This is a genomic window from Rhodosalinus sp. K401, from assembly GCF_041365735.1.
GTDB lineage: Bacteria > Pseudomonadota > Alphaproteobacteria > Rhodobacterales > Rhodobacteraceae > Rhodosalinus.
The window spans coordinates 17,939-34,534 of record NZ_JBGFSI010000017.1 but is presented as its reverse complement, the minus strand read 5'-3'; the positions used below and the strand labels follow the sequence as shown (position 1 = coordinate 34,534).

Annotated in this window: 15 protein-coding genes; 9 read left to right on the top strand and 6 right to left on the bottom strand. The window is 70.5% G+C overall.

Going from position 1 to position 16,596, the window contains the following annotated elements; all coding sequences use genetic code 11:
• The first annotated feature begins 109 nt into the window (after positions 1–109).
• The gene (locus tag AB6A66_RS15235; protein ID WP_371056558.1) at positions 110–2,344 is read left to right on the top strand and encodes a TRAP transporter permease; all 2,235 of its coding nucleotides are present in this window, start codon (positions 110–112) and stop codon (positions 2,342–2,344) included.
• Positions 2,345–2,499: 155 nt separating this feature from the next.
• Here the strand turns inward: AB6A66_RS15235 and ligD (AB6A66_RS15230) are convergent, their stop codons facing one another.
• From ligD (AB6A66_RS15230) to AB6A66_RS15220, 3 genes are read right to left on the bottom strand one after another with little or no spacing between them, the layout of a single operon-like run.
• Positions 2,500–3,396 (bottom strand): non-homologous end-joining DNA ligase, encoded by an 897-nt coding sequence (gene ligD / locus AB6A66_RS15230; protein WP_371036326.1) that lies wholly within the window; start codon positions 3,394–3,396, stop codon positions 2,500–2,502.
• Complete coding sequence (gene ligD, locus AB6A66_RS15225; RefSeq protein ID WP_371056557.1) at positions 3,393–4,397, bottom strand: non-homologous end-joining DNA ligase; 1,005 nt, start codon at positions 4,395–4,397, stop codon at positions 3,393–3,395. Before ligD (AB6A66_RS15225) ends, ligD (AB6A66_RS15230) begins: the two co-directional genes overlap by 4 nt.
• Positions 4,394–4,996: a DNA polymerase ligase N-terminal domain-containing protein gene (locus AB6A66_RS15220; RefSeq protein ID WP_371056556.1), complete on the bottom strand. Its 603-nt coding sequence runs from the start codon at positions 4,994–4,996 to the stop codon at positions 4,394–4,396. Before AB6A66_RS15220 ends, ligD (AB6A66_RS15225) begins: the two co-directional genes overlap by 4 nt.
• A 296-nt stretch (positions 4,997–5,292) precedes the next feature.
• Between AB6A66_RS15220 and dusA the strand changes: the two genes are divergently transcribed.
• The 3 genes from dusA to AB6A66_RS15205 all read left to right on the top strand — a co-directional run bounded on the left by dusA (position 5,293) and on the right by AB6A66_RS15205 (position 8,028).
• Positions 5,293–6,309 carry a tRNA dihydrouridine(20/20a) synthase DusA gene (dusA, locus tag AB6A66_RS15215; RefSeq protein ID WP_371056555.1) on the top strand — a complete coding sequence of 339 codons (1,017 nt, stop codon included), beginning with the start codon at positions 5,293–5,295 and terminating at the stop codon, positions 6,307–6,309.
• A 112-nt stretch (positions 6,310–6,421) separates the two neighbouring features.
• Entirely contained in the window at positions 6,422–7,246 is an 825-nt protein-coding gene (locus tag AB6A66_RS15210; protein WP_371036322.1) for a sulfite exporter TauE/SafE family protein, read from the top strand.
• Positions 7,240–8,028, top strand: coding sequence for a hypothetical protein (locus AB6A66_RS15205; protein WP_371056554.1), 789 nt, complete (start codon positions 7,240–7,242; stop codon positions 8,026–8,028). Before AB6A66_RS15210 ends, AB6A66_RS15205 begins: the two co-directional genes overlap by 7 nt.
• Before the next feature lie 325 nt (positions 8,029–8,353).
• Here the strand turns inward: AB6A66_RS15205 and AB6A66_RS15200 are convergent, their stop codons facing one another.
• From AB6A66_RS15200 to ccmI, 3 genes are read right to left on the bottom strand one after another with little or no spacing between them, the layout of a single operon-like run.
• Positions 8,354–8,587 (bottom strand): DUF1289 domain-containing protein, encoded by a 234-nt coding sequence (locus AB6A66_RS15200; protein WP_371036320.1) that lies wholly within the window; start codon positions 8,585–8,587, stop codon positions 8,354–8,356.
• The gene (ruvX, locus tag AB6A66_RS15195; protein ID WP_371056553.1) at positions 8,584–9,072 is read right to left on the bottom strand and encodes a Holliday junction resolvase RuvX; all 489 of its coding nucleotides are present in this window, start codon (positions 9,070–9,072) and stop codon (positions 8,584–8,586) included. The genes AB6A66_RS15200 and ruvX overlap by 4 nt, the downstream gene beginning before the upstream one ends.
• On the bottom strand, positions 9,069–10,313 hold the full coding sequence (gene ccmI / locus AB6A66_RS15190; protein WP_371056552.1) for a c-type cytochrome biogenesis protein CcmI: 1,245 nt from the start codon (positions 10,311–10,313) through the stop codon (positions 9,069–9,071). The genes ruvX and ccmI overlap by 4 nt, the downstream gene beginning before the upstream one ends.
• Positions 10,314–10,487: 174 nt before the next feature.
• On the opposite strand from ccmI, the gene AB6A66_RS15185 reads away from it, so the two are divergent.
• The 5 genes from AB6A66_RS15185 to AB6A66_RS15165 all read left to right on the top strand — a co-directional run bounded on the left by AB6A66_RS15185 (position 10,488) and on the right by AB6A66_RS15165 (position 16,471).
• A complete protein-coding gene (locus AB6A66_RS15185; protein ID WP_371056551.1) occupies positions 10,488–11,735 on the top strand; it encodes a sarcosine oxidase subunit beta family protein in 1,248 nt (415 codons plus the stop codon).
• An 85-nt stretch (positions 11,736–11,820) separates the two neighbouring features.
• Complete coding sequence (locus AB6A66_RS15180) at positions 11,821–12,150, top strand: sarcosine oxidase subunit delta (protein ID WP_371056550.1); 330 nt, start codon at positions 11,821–11,823, stop codon at positions 12,148–12,150.
• A gap of 55 nt (positions 12,151–12,205) precedes the next feature.
• Entirely contained in the window at positions 12,206–15,217 is a 3,012-nt protein-coding gene (locus AB6A66_RS15175) for a sarcosine oxidase subunit alpha family protein (RefSeq protein ID WP_371056549.1), read from the top strand.
• The gene (locus AB6A66_RS15170; RefSeq protein ID WP_371036314.1) at positions 15,210–15,779 is read left to right on the top strand and encodes a sarcosine oxidase subunit gamma; all 570 of its coding nucleotides are present in this window, start codon (positions 15,210–15,212) and stop codon (positions 15,777–15,779) included. The genes AB6A66_RS15175 and AB6A66_RS15170 overlap by 8 nt, the downstream gene beginning before the upstream one ends.
• 89 nt (positions 15,780–15,868) lie before the next feature.
• A complete protein-coding gene (locus tag AB6A66_RS15165; RefSeq protein ID WP_371056548.1) occupies positions 15,869–16,471 on the top strand; it encodes a superoxide dismutase in 603 nt (200 codons plus the stop codon).
• Positions 16,472–16,596 lie beyond the last annotated feature (125 nt).

Below are 16,596 nucleotides of genomic sequence, written 5' to 3'. Positions count from 1 at the left end.
AGACTCTGCGGGCCGCGTCCGGAAGGGATGCGGCCCGCGCCTTCGCGCGTCGCGCGTGGCCATCGCCCGCGCGACGTTGCCCGCCCAGACCGCATGACGGACGAGGCCCATGAGCTCCCAGCCCGCAATCGATCCCCAGCAGGTCATCGCCGAAGGCGTCGACGAAGAGCCGGTCGAGAAGAACCGCCGCCTCTACACGGGCGCCGCCTACACCTTCGTCACGGTGTTCTCGGGGCTTTACGCGGCCTTCCACATGGCCGCGCTAAACGGGATTTCGGTCGAGGCCCTGACCGGCGTCGAGATCCCGTTCCTGCCGCAATTCCCCATGGAGACGTGGAATTTCCGGATCGTGCACATCGCGGGGGCGCTCGTGATCGGGTTCCTGCTCTACGCCTCGGCGAGTTTCCGCGACGAGGAAATGCGCGAGACGCCGCTGCTGGGTGGCCTCGCCATCCTGCTCATGGCGCCCGCGCTCTTCTCGCTGGGCGCGGGCGTCTGGTTCGCGACCCTCATCCGCGACGGGCTGATGTGGAACGGCATCGACGAGACGCTGCGCTTCCGCGAGATCTGGTATTTCGGCGTGCCGCTGCTGGTGGCCACCTTCGGCGGCATCCTGATCGGCTGGGCGCACCGGCGCCGCCGGTCGGCGTTTGCCGCGCCGGACATCCTTCTGGGGATCTGCGCGGTCTCGGTCGCGGTCTACCTGGTGACGATCTACGGCACCCTGATGCGCAACTCCACGGGCACGCCCTTCGCGCCCATCGGCATCTCGATCGCCGCGGTGGCGGGCACCGCCCTCATCATGGAGCTGACGCGGCGGGCGGCGGGCCTCGCGCTCGTGATCATCGCCGGCGTCTTCCTCGCCTATGTCTTCACCGGCCAGTACATGCCGGGCTTCCTCAATTCTCCCGCGGTGAGCTGGCAGCGCTTCTTCAGCCAGGTCTACACCGATGCGGGCATCCTCGGGCCGACCACGGCGGTGAGCTCGACCTACATCATCCTTTTCATCATCTTCGCCGCCTTCCTTCAGGCATCGAAGGTGGGCGACTACTTCGTGAACTTCGCCTTCGCCGCGGCGGGCCGCGCGCGCGGCGGGCCGGCCAAGGTGGCGATCTTCGCCTCGGGCCTCATGGGCATGATCAACGGCACCTCGGCGGGCAACGTGGTGGCGACCGGCTCGCTCACCATCCCGCTCATGAAGAAGGTGGGCTACAAGAAGCAGACCTCGGGCGCGGTGGAGGCCGCGGCCTCCACCGGCGGGCAGATCATGCCGCCCATCATGGGCGCGGGCGCCTTCATCATGGCCGAGATCACCGGCATCCCCTACCAGGAGATCGCCATCGCCGCGATCATCCCCGCGGTACTCTACTTCGTGTCGGTCTACTTCATGGTCGACTTCGAGGCGGCGAAGCTCGGGATGCGGGGGATGCGCGACGACGAGCTGCCGCGCCTCGGCGATATGGCGCGCCGCGCCTTCCTGTTCCTGCCGATCGTGATCCTCATCGCGGCGCTCTTCATGGGATACTCGGTGATCCGCGCGGGCACCTACGCCACCGTCGCCGCCGCGGTGGTGAGCTGGCTCACCCCCTACCGGATGGGCCTCAAATCCGTCGGCAAGGCGTTCGAGATCGCCGGCACCATGTCGATCCAGATCATCACGGTCTGCGCCTGCGCGGGCATCATCGTTGGGGTGATTTCGCTCACCGGGGTGGGGGCGCGGTTCTCGAACCTGCTGCTGGGCCTCGCCGGCGTGAGCCAGCTTCTCGCGCTCTTCTTCGCGATGTGCATCGCGATCCTGCTCGGCATGGGGATGCCCACCACGGCGGCCTACGCGGTGGCGGCCTCGGTGGTGGCGCCGGGGCTCGTCAATCTCGGCATTCCGACGCTCACCGCGCATTTCTTCGTGTTCTACTTCGCGGTGCTCTCGGCGATCACGCCGCCCGTGGCGCTGGCGAGCTACGCGGCGGCGGGCATCTCGGGCGCCAACCCGATGGAGACCTCGGTCGCCTCCTTCAAGATCGGCATCGCCGCCTTCGTCGTGCCCTTCATGTTCTTCTACAACTCCGCCCTGCTCATGGACGGGACTTGGCCCGAGGTGGGGCGCGCGGCGCTCACCGCGACCGTGGGCGTGTTCCTGCTCTCCTCAGGGGTGCAGGGCTGGTTCCTCGGCGCGCGCGCGGCCTGGATGGTGCGCCTTGCCATCCTGGTGGCGGCGCTTTTCATGATCGAAGGGGGGTGGCTCACCGACCTGATCGGCATCGGCCTGGCCGCGGCGGGCTTCTTCATCCAGCGCGTCTTCCACCCGGATCCCGACGCGCCCATCGAGGTGCGCGGCGCGGACTGAGGGGCGCGCCCAAACGCCGCCGGGATCAGGCCCCGGGCCACACCGAGGCGCGGGCCGGAGGCATCCCGCGGCGTTTGCGAGCGGCAGGTCCGGCGTCGCTCTGACCGCGCCGTCGCGCGACGGCAAGGATGCGGCCCCGGCGCTGGCCGTCCCGCTCAGGTCCGTTCGACCAGGGCCGCCGCCTCGGCGGGCTGCGCGTCGATCCCGGCCCAGGGATCCTCGGTCTGGCCCAATCGGCGGAAGATGTTGGCGACGGTGTATTTTCGGGGTGTCATGTCGCCCGAGAGCGCCTCCTTCCAGGTGAGCGGCGTGGCGACGGGCGCGCCCGGGCGCGCGCGCACCGCGTAGGGCGCGACGGCGGTCTGCCCGTAGGCGTTTCGCAGCCAGTCGAGGAACACCCGGTCGCCGCGGGACGCCTTGCGCTGCGCCACCGTGGCGAGGGCGGGGGCGTCTTCGGCCACGGCCTCGGCCAGCCGCCGCGCGGCGGCGCGCACGGGGTCGAAGGGCGCGGAGCCGTCGAGCGGGACCACCAGATGCAGCCCGCGCGAGCCGGTGGTCTGCACGAAGACGGGAAGATCCAGCGCCTCCAGCCGGGCGCGAAGCCGCTCGGCCGCCTCCTGCACCTTGCCGAAATCGTCGTCGGAGGGGTCGAGGTCGAAGATCAGCCGGTCTGGGCGGTCCGGCGCGTCGGCGCGGGCGAGCGCGAGGTGTGGCGTGATGCAGCCCTGGTTGGCGATGTAGACGAGGGTCGCGGCCTCGTTGGCGAGGATGTGGGTGACGGTCCCGCCTTCCTTGGGCAGGTTCGCGCGCGCGATCCAGTCGGGGAAGTGGCCGGGGATGTCCTTCTGAAAGAAGCCGTCCTCGCCGATCCCGTCCGGGAAGCGGTGCATCGTGAGCGCACGCTCCCGCCAGTGCGGCAGGGCGATGCCGGCGATCCGCCGGTAATGGTCCACGAGGTCGCCCTTGGTGATCCCGTCATCCGGGAAGAACACCTTGTCGAGGTTCGAGAGCGCGATCTCGCGCCCGTCCACCGTGATCGTCTTCTCGCTCATGCCGCCGGGCGCTCGCGCGTGACGTCGCGCGGGTCCTTGTCGTCGCGCAGCCCGAGAAAGCGGGGATGGCGCAGCTTGCCGTGGGAGGTCCACTCGGTGAAGCCGATCTCGGCCACGAGCTCGGGAGAGAGCCAGGTCACGTCGTCGCCCGCGGGTGGGTCGTCGAAGGGCGCCGTCTTGCGGGAAATCCCGTCGAGCTTCTGCCGGAAGCTTTCGAGGAACGCGTCGTCGAACCCCGTGCCCACCTTGCCCGCGTAGCGCAGCGCGCCGTCCTCGTAGTAGCCCACGAGCAGCGCGCCGAAGCCCTTGCGGCTGCCCTCGGGCTCGGTGAAGCCGCCGATCACCAGCTCCTGCCCGTTCGCGCACTTGAACTTCAGCCAGTCCCGCGAGCGGCTGCGGACGTATGGTGCGTCCGCGCGCTTGGCGATGACGCCTTCCCAGCCCTTGTCGCAGGCCTCGCGGAAGAAGGCCTCGCCCTCCTCGACGCGATGGGGCGTGAAGCGAATCGGGTCGGCGAAACCGAAGGCGCGTTTCAGCACCGATTTGCGCGCGCGCAGGGGCAGGGCGGTCAGGTCCTGCCCGTCGAGGTGCAGCAGATCGAAGAGGTAGTAGAAGACGCGCACATCGCTTTGCCGCGCCGCCTCGGCGTCCTTGATCTGCATGCGGGCCTGAAGCCGGGAGAAGCTCGTGACGCCGCCCTCGAAGGCGACGATCTCGCCGTCGGCCACGAAGTCCTCCGGCGTCGCCGTGCCGAGCGCCTCGGCGATTTCCGGGTAGGTCTGGCCCAGATCCTTGCGGTTCCGGGTGAGCAGGCGGACGCGGTCGCCGTCCCGGAAGGCGAGGGCGCGCTCGCCGTCGAGCTTGCGCTCGTAAAGCCAGCCGGGATCGGAGAAACGGTCGTCGGTGAGCGTGGCCAGCATCGGCGCCGTCCAGTCCGGGTGGGGCGCGTCCCGAAGCGCGTCCCGCTCCGTGTCGGAGAGCGCGTCGAAGGGGCCACTCACCGCTCCGCCCCCGCGTCGGCGATCTCGTCGAGATCGCGGCCCGAGAGCACCGAAAGCGGCTCGGTGGAGACGGGGTTGCGCCGCGCGTCGGCCGCCTCGTCGTCCATCTTCACGAGAAGCCAGCGCGCGTCCTCGCCCGACCCCGTGCGCTGAAACGCGTAGCCGCCCTGCAGCTTCTCGCCATGGAGTCGCACCAGCACGTGGCCGTCCTCGATCGCCTTGGCCATGGGGCGCAGGCCGTCCTCCTTCTCGGTGATGTTCTCGTAGGGCCCCGTGTCCCAGACGAGCACCGTGCCGGCGCCGTATTCGCCCTCGGGGATCACGCCTTCGAAATCGGCATAGTCGAGCGGATGGTCCTCGGTGGGCAGCGCCAGGCGCTTCTCGCTCGGATCGGTGGAGGGGCCCTTGGGCACCACCCAGGATTTCAGCACGCCGTCGACCTCGAGACGGACGTCGTAGTGGAGCGTGGAGGCGTCGTGCTTCTGGATCACGAAACGCGGAGCGTTTTCGGACATGCTGCCGCCTCCCTCGGGTTCTGGGCTTTTCGAGAAATCCCGCCGCGCGCGGTATCGGGCCAGCCGGTCATTTTCCCGGCTCATGGCGCGCCCCACGCAGGCGCGCCCCGCCTTGCCACGTCCTCGCCGATCATGGGTTTAGTCTACGGCGCAGGGCCGTCGCCATCAATGCCGTCGCGCGACCGTGCGCGTCGGCGCCCCTTCGGCAGGCGCGGCGCGGCGAGCCCGGCCGATGGGCCCGAGTGTTGCAAAATCACGGCATCTGCGCCATCTGGGCGTGATCCGGGGGCGCCCGCGAGCGTGGCGGGCGGCCGCATCCCGGGCCCCGCGACGCGCCCGCCGCGCGCCCGGAGCCTTCAGGAAGGACGTGGACCGTGCCGATGGAACAGCAAGAAACGGCCTGCCGCCTGTCCGTCGCACCGATGATGGACTGGACCGACCGGCACTGCCGGGTCTTCCACCGGCAGCTGTCGCGCCGGACGCTTCTTTATACCGAGATGGTGACCGCGCCCGCGCTGGTGCGGGGCGGCGCGCTGCATCTTCTGGACCACAGCCGCGAGGAGCATCCCGTCGCGCTTCAGCTCGGCGGCTCCGATCCGGAGGAACTCGCCCAAGCGGCGCGGCTCGGCGCGGAGGCGGGCTACGACGAGATCAACCTCAACGTGGGCTGCCCGTCGGACCGCGTGCAATCCGGCACCTTCGGCGCGGTGCTCATGCGCGACCCCGCGCGCGTGGCCGACTGCGTGGCGGCGATGCGCGCCGCCGTCGCGGTGCCGGTGACCGTCAAGTGCCGCATCGGCGTGGACGAACAGGACCCGGAGCGCGTGCTGCCGGATTTCCTGGCGCGCATGGCCGAGGCCGGCGCGGCGCAGGTCACGGTGCACGCCCGCAAGGCCTGGCTCGAGGGGCTGAGCCCCAAGGAAAACCGGGACGTGCCGCCGCTCGATTACGATCTCGTGCGGCGGATGCGCGACGCCTTCCCGGCACTTTCGATCGCCCTCAACGGCGGCGTGCAATCGCTCGACGAGGTCGAGGCGCATCTCGAAGACGGTTTCGCGGGCGTGATGGTGGGGCGCGCCGCCTATCACCGGCCCTGGGACATCCTGGGCGAGGCCGACCGGCGGCTCTGGGGCGAGGCGCGCCAGACCACGCCCGAGGCCGCGGCGCGGGCCATGCTGCCCTACATCGAGGCGCATCTCTCGGCAGGCGGGCGACTCAACCAGGTCACGCGGCATATGCTGGGGCTCTTCGCCGGCAGGCCGGGCGCGCGGCACTGGCGGCAGATGCTCTCCGAGGGCGCGTCCTGCCCGGATGCGGGCCCAGAGCTGGTGGAACGGGCGCTGGCACAGGTCCCGCCCCTCGCCGCCGATTTCACGGAGGCGCGGCGCAGCGCCTGAGCGCGCCCCGTCGCCCGGGGGGCACCGGATGCACGGATTTCCCGTTGTGGCCGCCCGGAAAACACTGTCTACCTGACGCCCGCCGAAACCGCCGGACCGCGCGAGGAGCCCCATGCCCGACCCGATGTTGCTTGCCCAGATGATCGCGCTGCTTCTGGTGATCGGCGCGGTGGCGGGCGTTCTTGCCGGGCTTCTGGGCGTGGGCGGCGGCATCGTTCTGGTGCCCGCCTTCTTCTACGCTTTCCAGACGCTGGGATATGGCGGGCCGCAGCTCATGCAGATGTGCCTCGCCACCTCGCTGGCCACCATCGTCGTGACCTCGGCGCGCTCGGTGTTGAGCCACAACCGCAAGGGTGCGGTGGAGTGGGAGATCCTGAAGACTTGGGCGCCGGGCATCGCGGTGGGCGCGGTGCTCGGCGTGATGCTGGCCGCGGTGCTGCGCTCCACGGTGCTCCAGGGGGTCTTCGGGGGGCTCGGCCTGGTGATCGGGCTCTATCTCGGGCTCGGCCGGGCGGAGTGGCGGCTCGGCCCAGAGATGCCGCGCGGCTGGCGGCGGGCCGCGCTTTCGCCGCTCGTGGGCTTCCTTTCGGTTCTGATGGGCATCGGCGGCGGCAGTTTCGGCGTGCCGCTGATGAGCCTTTACGGCGTGCCCATCCACCGGGCGGTGGCGACGGCCGCGGGCTTCGGAATTCTGATCGCCGTGCCCGGCGTGGCGGGGTTCCTGCTCTTCGAGATCGCGCCGGAGAACCGCCCGCCCTTCACCGTGGGCGCGGTGAACCTGCCTGCCTTCGCGGTGGTGATCGCGATGACGCTTCTCACGGCACCGCTCGGCGTCAGGCTCGCGCACGCCATGAACCCGAGGCCGCTCAAGCGTGTCTTCGCGGTGTTCCTGCTCCTGGTGGCGGGCAACATGCTGCGGAAATCGCTGGGGTGGTAGACGGGCTTGCCGCGCGCGGCTGGGCGCGGCTCGGCCCCGATCCGGCGCTGGCGGGCTGGGCCGCCGCCGCACTGCCGGCCGCCCGTGCCGCGGTCGCGGACCCGGCGCTGCGGGCGGCATGGCTCGACTGCGAGGGAACGTGGTTCGTGGGCGTGGACGCGCTGCTCACCGATGCCGAGGGGCGGCTGCCTGGCGGCCCGCCCTTGCCCCGCGCCGCGCGGGCGCCCCTCGAGGCCGTTCTCGGCCCGCTGCCGCCCTTGCACCGGGCGCAGCTTTCGGTGGTCTGGCCGGGCTATCCGCGCCCGCGCCGCGGCGAAAGCTCGGCCGCCTTCGGCTATCGCGCGCGGCGCGACGCGGCCCATGTGGACGGGCTGCTGCCCGAGGGACCCGAGCGGCGGCGCCACCTGCGCGAGCCCCACGCCTTCATCCTGGGCCTGCCGCTCACCGAGGCGGGGAGGGGGGCGAGCCCGCTCGTCGTCTGGGACGGCAGCCACGAAATCATGCGCGCCGCCTTCGCCGCGGCGCTTCGGGGTCGCGCGCCGGAGCGGTGGGGCGAGGCCGACCTGACCGATACCTACCAGGCCGCGCGCCGCCGTGTCTTCGAAACATGCCGGCGGGTGGAGGTGACGGCGCGGCCGGGGGAGGCGATCGTGGTGCATCGCCTTGCGCTCCACGGTGTGGCGCCCTGGGCGGAGGGCGCCGAGGCCCCGCCGGAGGGGCGGATGATCGCTTATTTCAGGCCCCAGTTCGCCGATCCCGCGCGCTGGCTGGAGGCGCCCTGAGGCCCGCGCGGAAGCGCGGCTCAGCCGCCGCGCCGCAGGGGGGGGGTCGTGGGTCGCGATGGCGTCGCGCTGACCGGCGTTCCGGCCGGTTCTGTGGTCCCCTAAGGGAAACGATGGTTCGGATCGCGGTGGATCGTTGATCGGAGCGGGACGGTGGCGGGGCGACACATCGCGTCCCGAGAGGACCTCGCGGGTCGCGGCGCGAAGGGGAAATCCGGTGACGAACACCGATTGCACGGCAGCGCCCGGGACGGGACTGCCCGCGGTGCCCGTTGCGCCGCGATCCCGCCGCGGGCCCCCGGCTGCCATGGCCTTGCAGGCCGGGTCAGCCCCGCGCGCGGCGCGTGGCGCGCCCGCCGCGCCGCTTTTTCAGAAGCGCGCCACGCGACGGCAATTCCGCCATTACGGCACGGCGCGCCTCTGGCGTCATGCGCGACCAGGCGGTGATCTCGTCGATGCTGCGGTGGCAGCCGGCGCAGATCCGCGCCTCGGGGTGGATCACGCACAGCTTCACGCAGGGCGATTCGATCTCGTCGCGTTTCCAGACCTCGTCGGTCATTCCGCCTGCTCTCCCGCCAGCCTCAGGTGCCGGATCCGGTCCAGCGCTCCTTGAAGGATATAGGACGCGGCGACGTGGTCGATCACCTCGGCGCGACGTTTTCGTGTCGCATCCGCCTCCAGAAGCGCGCGTTCGGCCGCCACGGTGGAGAGCCGCTCGTCCCAGAAGACGATGGGACTGTCGCGCAGACGCGCGAGATTGCGCGCGAAGGCGCGGGTGGACTGGGCGCGCGGCCCCTCGCTGCCGTCCATGTTGCGCGGCAGGCCGAGCACGATGCCGCCGATCTCGCGCTCGTCGAGGATCGAGAAAAGCGAGACGGCGTCGGCGGTGAACTTGCTCCGCCGGATGGTGCGCAGGGGGGTCGCGACGGCGAGGCCACGATCCGACACTGCCACGCCCAGCGTCTTCTCGCCGAGGTCGAGCCCCGCAACCGCCCGGCCCGGGGGCAGGGCGGCGGCGAAATCGGCGATGCCGTCGTGGATCATTCCTCGAGGCCGGCCTGCCGCGCGGCGTCGCGCAGGCGTCCCAGCGCAGCCTCGTCGCCCGCGAAGGTGGAGAGCGCCTCGTCGAAGATCGCCTGCGCGCGCTCGCTCTCTCCCAGCACGCCCAAGGCGCCGATGAGCCGCGCCCATTCCTCGGCGGTCCCGCCCTGCGTGGCGAGCCGTTCCGAAAGCCCCTCCACCATGCCGCGCACCATCGCCATGCGGTCCTCGGGGCTCATGTCCTCCGCCGCCGCCATGTCCTCGGCCGACGGGCCGGCAAGCCCGGCCACGGGCGCCTCGGCGCGCGTCGGCGGCGTGTAGTCGGTCTGCCCGGCTAGGCGCGCCAGCCGGCCGATCCCCGCCTCGACCGGGGCAATCCAGGGCGCGTCGGGCGGGCTTTGACGCAGAAGCCTGTCCCAGGCGCGGAACGCCCGGTCGGGCCGCCCGGTCTGGTCGAACATGACGCCGGTGTAGTAGAGCGCCACGCCGTTGTTCGGATCGCGGTTGAGCGCGGCGGCCAGCGCGGTCTCGGCCTCGGGCGAGACGTAGCCCCCGGCCGCCATCACCAGCATCTCGGCGTAATCGGCGTAATCCTGCGCGGTGGCCTGCTCGCCCCGCAGTGCGAGCACGCGCTGCTGCGCCGTGTAGGCGGCCTCGAAGTTCCCGAGCGCGGCTTCGTTGCGGGCGAGAAGCGCATGGCCCTGAAGATCCGTGGGCCGATCCTCCAGCGCCGCGCGAAGCCGGGTCATCAGTTCGGCGTAATCCTCGGGCACGTCGGTCGCGGGCGCGGCGGGCACGCCGGCCTCGGCGGTTTCCTGGCTCGGGCGGTTCTGCCGCGCTTCCTCGGCCCGCGCGATGCGTTCGGCGAGCGCCATGTCGGGATAACCCGGCGTGCCGATCGCGGAATAAAGCGCGAGCGCCCCGCCGACCACCCCGAAGGCGAGGAACACGACGATCGCGATGCCGGCCCAGGCGGGCTGGCGCGTGTCGCCCCGGCGCGCGGCCTTGGCGGCGGTGTCGGCGGCCAGGATGCGCCGCGACACCTCGGTGCGCAGCCGCTCGGCGTCGGCTTCGTCGATGACGCCGCGCGCGAGATCGCGCTCCACCTCGTTCAGCTGGTCGCGATAGACCTTCAGGTCGTAGTCGGCGGCCTCCGCCTCCTGCGCGCGCGCCCTGAGCGCCACGAGCCCCAGAAGCAGCCCCACGACACATGCGAGCCCGACCACGCCGATCCAGAAAACCATGGTTCCTCCAAAAGATTTGTCCCTGATTTATGCGGTCGGACCCCGCGACGGAAGGGCAAACCGCCCGCGCGGAGCGTCATGTCGCAACCGGCGCCCATTGTGACGCATGGAAGCAGGGTTTATCCCGCGCCAAGGTCCAGTTATCGCCCACGCCGCATCACGGATTCGAGGCCCATGAAACGCTATTCCGCCTTCGCCGTCGCCCGGGAAGCCTTTCGCAACCACACCGGCTGGGAACGCGCCTGGGCCAATCCCGCGCCGAAGAAGCGTTACGACGTGATCATCGTGGGCGCGGGCGGCCATGGCCTCGCCACCGCCTACTACCTCGGCAAGAACCACGGCATCCGCAACGTCGCGGTGCTGGAGAAGGGCTGGCTCGGCGGCGGCAACACCGGGCGCAACACGACCATCATCCGCTCGAACTATCTTCAGGATCCCTCGGCGGCGATCTATGAGAAGGCGCGCAGCCTCTACGAGACGCTGAGCCAGGAGCTGAACTACAACATCATGTTCAGCCCGCGCGGCGTGATGATGCTGGCGCAGACCGAGCACGAGGTGCGCGGCTACCGGCGCACCGCGCAGGCCAACGCGCTGCAGGGCGTGGACACCGAGTTCGTGGACCGCAAGCGCGTGAAGGAACTCTGCCCGATCATCAACATCGACGGGCCGCGCTATCCCGTTCTGGGCGCGCTCTGGCAGGCGCGGGCGGGCACGGCGCGCCACGACGCGGTGGCCTGGGGCTATGCGCGGGCCTGCTCGGACATGGGGATGGACATCATCCAGAAATGCGAGGTCACGGCCGTCCGCCGCGAGGGCGGCCGCGTCGTCGGCGTGGACACCACCCGCGGGCCGATCGACTGCGAGAAGCTCGGGATCGTCGTCGCCGGGCATTCGGGCCAGCTTGCCGAGATGGCGGGGTTCCGCCTGCCGATCGAGTCGGTGGCGCTTCAGGCGCTCGTTTCCGAGCCGATCAAGCCCTGCATGGACGTGGTGGTGATGGCCAACACGGTGCACGGCTACATGAGCCAGTCCGACAAGGGCGAGATGGTGATCGGCGGCGGTGCGGACGGCTACAACAACTACACCCAGCGCGGCAGCTTCCACCATGTGGAGGAGACGGTGCGCGCACTGGTCGAAACCTTCCCCGTGATCTCCCGGCTCAAGATGCTGCGCTGGTGGGGCGGGATCGTGGACATGACCGGCGACCGCTCGCCCATCCTGTCGAAGACGCCGGTGGAGGGTGTCTTCATCAACTGCGGCTGGGGCACGGGGGGCTTCAAGGCGATCCCCGGCTCGGGCTGGGCCACCGCCGAGATGATCGCCCGCGGAGAGCCCGGCCCGCTCGCCGCCGAGTTCTCGCTGGACCGCTTCCGCGAGGGCCGCTTCATCGACGAGAGCGTCGCGGCGGGGGTGGCGCATTGATGGTGCAGGAAGCGCGCAAAATTCTTGGAAGAATTTTGCCAAGGATCTTCGAAGATCCTTGGCGCCCGATTGCAGGAGCCACGCGATGCTGATGCTCGAATGCCCCTATTGCGGCGTGAAGGCCGAGGAGACCGAGCTTGCCCCCGGCGGCGAGGCGCATCTGACGCGCGTCGGCCCCGAAGGATCGGACGACGAGTTCCACGACTACCTGTTTTCCAAGGAGAACCCCAAGGGCGTGCATTTCGAGCGCTGGCGCCACGCCCATGGCTGCGGCAAGTGGTTCCACGCCGCGCGCTGCACCGCCACGCTCGAGGTCTTCGGCACCTACCCGGCCCAGACCACCGAGCCGCCGAAGCACATCCGCGACGCCATCTCCGCCAAACGCCCCGGCTGGACATGGAGGGCCTTCTCTTGACCCGCCGTTCCGACACCGCCGCGCGGCCCGTTACGTCTTTCAGGGGGCTCACCGCATGAGCACGCGTCTCGCCACCGGCGGGCGGCTTCTCGACCGTTCGCGCCGCATCCCGTTCAGCTTCAACGGCAAGCGGTTCTCCGGCCATCCCGGCGACACGCTGGCCTCGGCGCTTCTGGCCAACGGCCAGATGCTGATGGGGCGCAGCTTCAAGTATCACCGCCCGCGCGGTCCCGTGGCGAGCGGCGCGGAAGAGCCCAACGCGCTCGTCAATCTGGGCGAGGGCGCGCGGCACGAACCCAACCAGCGCGCGACCACGACCGAGCTTTTCGAGGGGCTCGCCGCCACCTCCCAGAACCACTGGCCGAGCCTCGAATTCGACGTGGGCGCGATCAACACCGCGCTCGCACGTTTCCTGCCGGCGGGCTTCTACTACAAGACCTTCATCCACCCGCGCCCCTTCTGGAAACATGTCTACGAGCCCTTCATCCGCCAGTCGGCGGGGCTCGGCAAGGCGCCGGCGGAGGCCGATCCGGACGAGTACGAGCATTTCTACGCCTTCGTGGACGTGCTGGTGGTGGGCGGCGGCGTCGCGGGCCTCGCCGCGGCGAAGGCGGCGGCGCTCTCGGGCGCGAAGGTGATGCTGATCGAGCAGACGGCCCATTGGGGCGGGCGCGCGCCGGTGGACGGCGGCGAGATCGACGGCGTTCCCGCGGCGGAGTGGGTGGCGCGCACCGTTTCCGAGCTGGAAACGATGGAGAACGTGACGCTGCGCACCCGGACCATGGGCGCGGGGATCTACGATCACGGCTATGTCCTCGCCTATGAGCGCGTGGCCGATCACAAGCTCGGCGGCGAGGCGCCGCGCCACCGTCTGTGGCGTATCCGCACCGCGCAGACCGTGACCGCGACCGGCGCGATCGAGCGGCCGCTGTCCTTCGCCGGCAACGACGTTCCGGGCGTGATGCTGGCCTCGGCGGTGCGCGACTACGTCGTCAACTGGGCGGTGTCGCCCGGCGACCGGACCGTCGTCGTGACCAACAACGACGACGCCTACCGTACCGCGCTGGCGCTGAAGGAGGCCGGGCTCGTGGTCGCCGCCGTGATCGACGCCCGCGCCGAGGGCGGCGGCCGGCTGATGGACGCCGCGCGCGACGCCGGCATCCGCGTCGAGACGGGCCGCGGCATCGCCAAGGTGAAGGGCGGCAAGCGGGTCGAGGGGGTGCTGACCTGCCCGCAGGCGGGCGAGGGCACCGCCACCGAAGAGATCAAGTGCGACGCGGTGGCCATGTCGGGCGGCTGGTCGCCGGTCGTGCACCTGTGGTCCCATTGCGGTGGAAAGCTTCTATGGGACACGGCGGAGGCAGCCTTCCGCCCGGATCCGGACCGCGCGCCCACCGGGGCCGACGGGAAGCCGATGGTCGTCACCGCCGGCGCGGCGAGCGGGGCGATGGGGCTGGGCGACGTGCTCGCGGATGCCCACGCCGCCGGCCTCGCCGCCGCCGGGGCGGCAGGCCGCGCGCCCGCCGATGCCGAGGCGCCCGCGGGCGAGGCGCGCGACGAGGCACCGCTCGCGCCGGTGTGGATGATGCCGCAAGGCGCGGGGCCCGCGCTGCGCGCCAAGGCGTGGCTCGACTACCAGAACGACGTGAAGGTGTCGGACGTCCAACTCGCCGCGCGCGAGGGGTTCGAGAGCGTGGAGCACGCCAAGCGCTACACCACGCTCGGCATGGCGACCGATCAGGGAAAACTGTCGAACATCAACGGCCTTGCCGTGCTCGCGGGCGAGCTTGGCGCCGACATTCCCGCGGTCGGCACCACCACCTTCCGCCCGCCCTACACGCCCATCTCGATGGGCGCGATCGCCGGGCCGGCGCGGGGCGCGACCTTCCAGCCGATCCGCCGCACGGCGATGCATGACTGGCACGAGGCCCATGGCGCGGACTGGGAGCCGGTGGGCCAGTGGCGGCGTCCCTACACCTACAGGCGGGACGGCGAGAGCCGCGAGGCGGCGGTGAACCGGGAGGTGAAGAACACCCGGGACGCCCTTGGAATGCTGGACGCGTCCACGCTCGGCAAGATCCTCGTGAAGGGGCCGGACGCGCCGCGCTTCATGGACATGCTCTACACCAACATGATGAGCACCCTGAAGCCCGGGCGCTGCCGCTACGGCCTGATGTGCAGCGAGAACGGCTTCCTGATGGATGACGGGGTGGTGGCGCGGCTCGATCACGACACCTTCCTGTGTCACACCACCACGGGCGGGGCGGATCACGTCCACGCCCACATGGAGGAATGGCTTCAGACCGAGTGGTGGGACTGGAAGGTCTGGACGCTCAACGTCACCGAGCAATGGGCGCAGATCGCGGTGGTCGGGCCCAACGCGCGCAAGGTGCTGGAAAAGCTGGGCGGCATGGACGTCTCGAAGGAGGCGCTCTCCTTCATGGGCTGGGCGGAGGGCACGCTGGGCGGCTTTCCGGTCCGGGTCTTCCGCATCTCCTTCTCGGGCGAGCTGTCCTACGAGATCGCGGTGCCGGCGAGCCACGGCCGCGCGCTTTGGGAGGCCATCCACGAGGCCGGCCAGGAGTTCGGCGTGATGCCTTATGGCACCGAATGCCTGCACGTCCTGCGCGCCGAGAAGGGCTTCATCATGATCGGCGATGAGACCGACGGCACGGTGATCCCGCAGGATCTGGGTCTCGACTGGGCGATCTCGAAGAAGAAGGACGACTACATCGGCAAGCGCGCGCAGATGCGCAGCCACATGGCCGATCCCGAGCGCTGGAAGCTCGTGGGCCTCGAGACCGTGGACGGCTCGGTGCTGCCCGAGGCCGCCTATGCCACCGCGCCCGGCACGAACGGCAACGGCCAGCGCAACACGCAGGGCCGCGTGACCTCCACCTATCACTCGGCCAATCTGGGGCGCGGGATCGCCATGGGGCTGGTGCACCGCGGGCCCGAGCGCATGGGCGAGGTGCTGGAGTTCCCGAAGGTGGACGGCACAGTGGTGAAGGCGAAGATCGTGGAACCGGTGTTCTACGACAAGGAAGGGACGAAGCAGGATGTCTGAGCCGGCAGGCCCGCTCGCGGGTGAAAGCTATGAGGGCTACGTCACCGTCCGGGCGCTTCCGCCGCAGGGCATGATCTCCGTCCGGGCCGATCTCTCGGCCGAGGGGGAGGGCGCGGCCATGGCGCTTCTGGATGCGCTCGGCGCCGAGATGCCGGACCGCCGCGGCATCGCGGAAGGGCGGGACGGCGCGGTCCTCGCCTGGATGTCGCCGGACGAGGCGATGGTGTTGTGCAGCTTTGACGGCGCGCGCCAGCTTGCCGCCGGACTCGATGAGGCGCTCTCGGATCAGCATGTGCTGGTGGCCGACGTCTCCGACGCCCGCGCCGTGATCGAACTCGAGGGCGGGGCGGTGCGCGAGGTGATCGCCAAGCTCGCGCCCGTGGACATGGACGCCTTCGCCCCCGGAGAGATCCGCCGCACGCGGCTCGCGCAGGTGCCCGCGGCCTTCTGGATGCCCGAGGAGGGACGCCTGCGGCTGGTCTGCTTCCGGTCGGTCGCGCGGTATGTCTTCGACCTGCTGGCCACGGCGGCGCGCCCGGGCCGTGAGGTTGCGAAGGGCTGATCGCGTCGCGGGCGGGGCTTGACCTTGCGCGCCGGCAAGCCACACATACGCGGGAGACGTTATCGCAAACACCAAAAAAGGGGGCCCAAATGGCTTTCGAACTTCCCGATCTTCCCTATGCCCATGACGCGCTGGCCGATCTGGGCATGTCGCGCGAGACGCTCGAGTATCACCACGACATCCACCACAAGGCCTATGTCGACAACGGCAACAAGCTCGTCTCCGGCACCGAGTGGGACGGCAAGAGCGTCGAGGACATCGTGAAGGGCACCTACGACGCCGGCGCGGTGGCGCAGTCCGGCATCTTCAACAACGCCTCCCAGCACTGGAACCACACGCAGTTCTGGCAGATGATGGCGCCCGGCGCGGACAAGAAGATGCCCGGCGAGCTTGAAAAGGCCATCACCGAATCCTTCGGCTCGCTCGACAAGTTCAAGGAAGAGTTCTCGGCCAAGGGCGCGGGTCAGTTCGGCTCGGGCTGGGCGTGGCTGGTGAAGGACACCGACGGCAGCCTCAAGGTCACGAACACCGAGAACGGCGTGAACCCGCTCTGCTTCGGGCAGACGGCGCTTCTGGGCTGCGACGTGTGGGAGCATTCCTACTACATCGATTTCCGCAACAAGCGGCCCGCCTACCTCACGAACTTCCTCGACAAGCTCGTGAACTGGGAAAACGTCGCCTCGCGTCTCTGACGGCCGACGCGTTCGAGACAAGCACGCCCCGCGCGCCGGCCCGGCCGCGGGGCGTGCCGCGTTCAGGGGCTTGCAAACCCGCGCGGAAAGGCATTCATGTGGGCGCCGTGAACGCGCGACCGCAT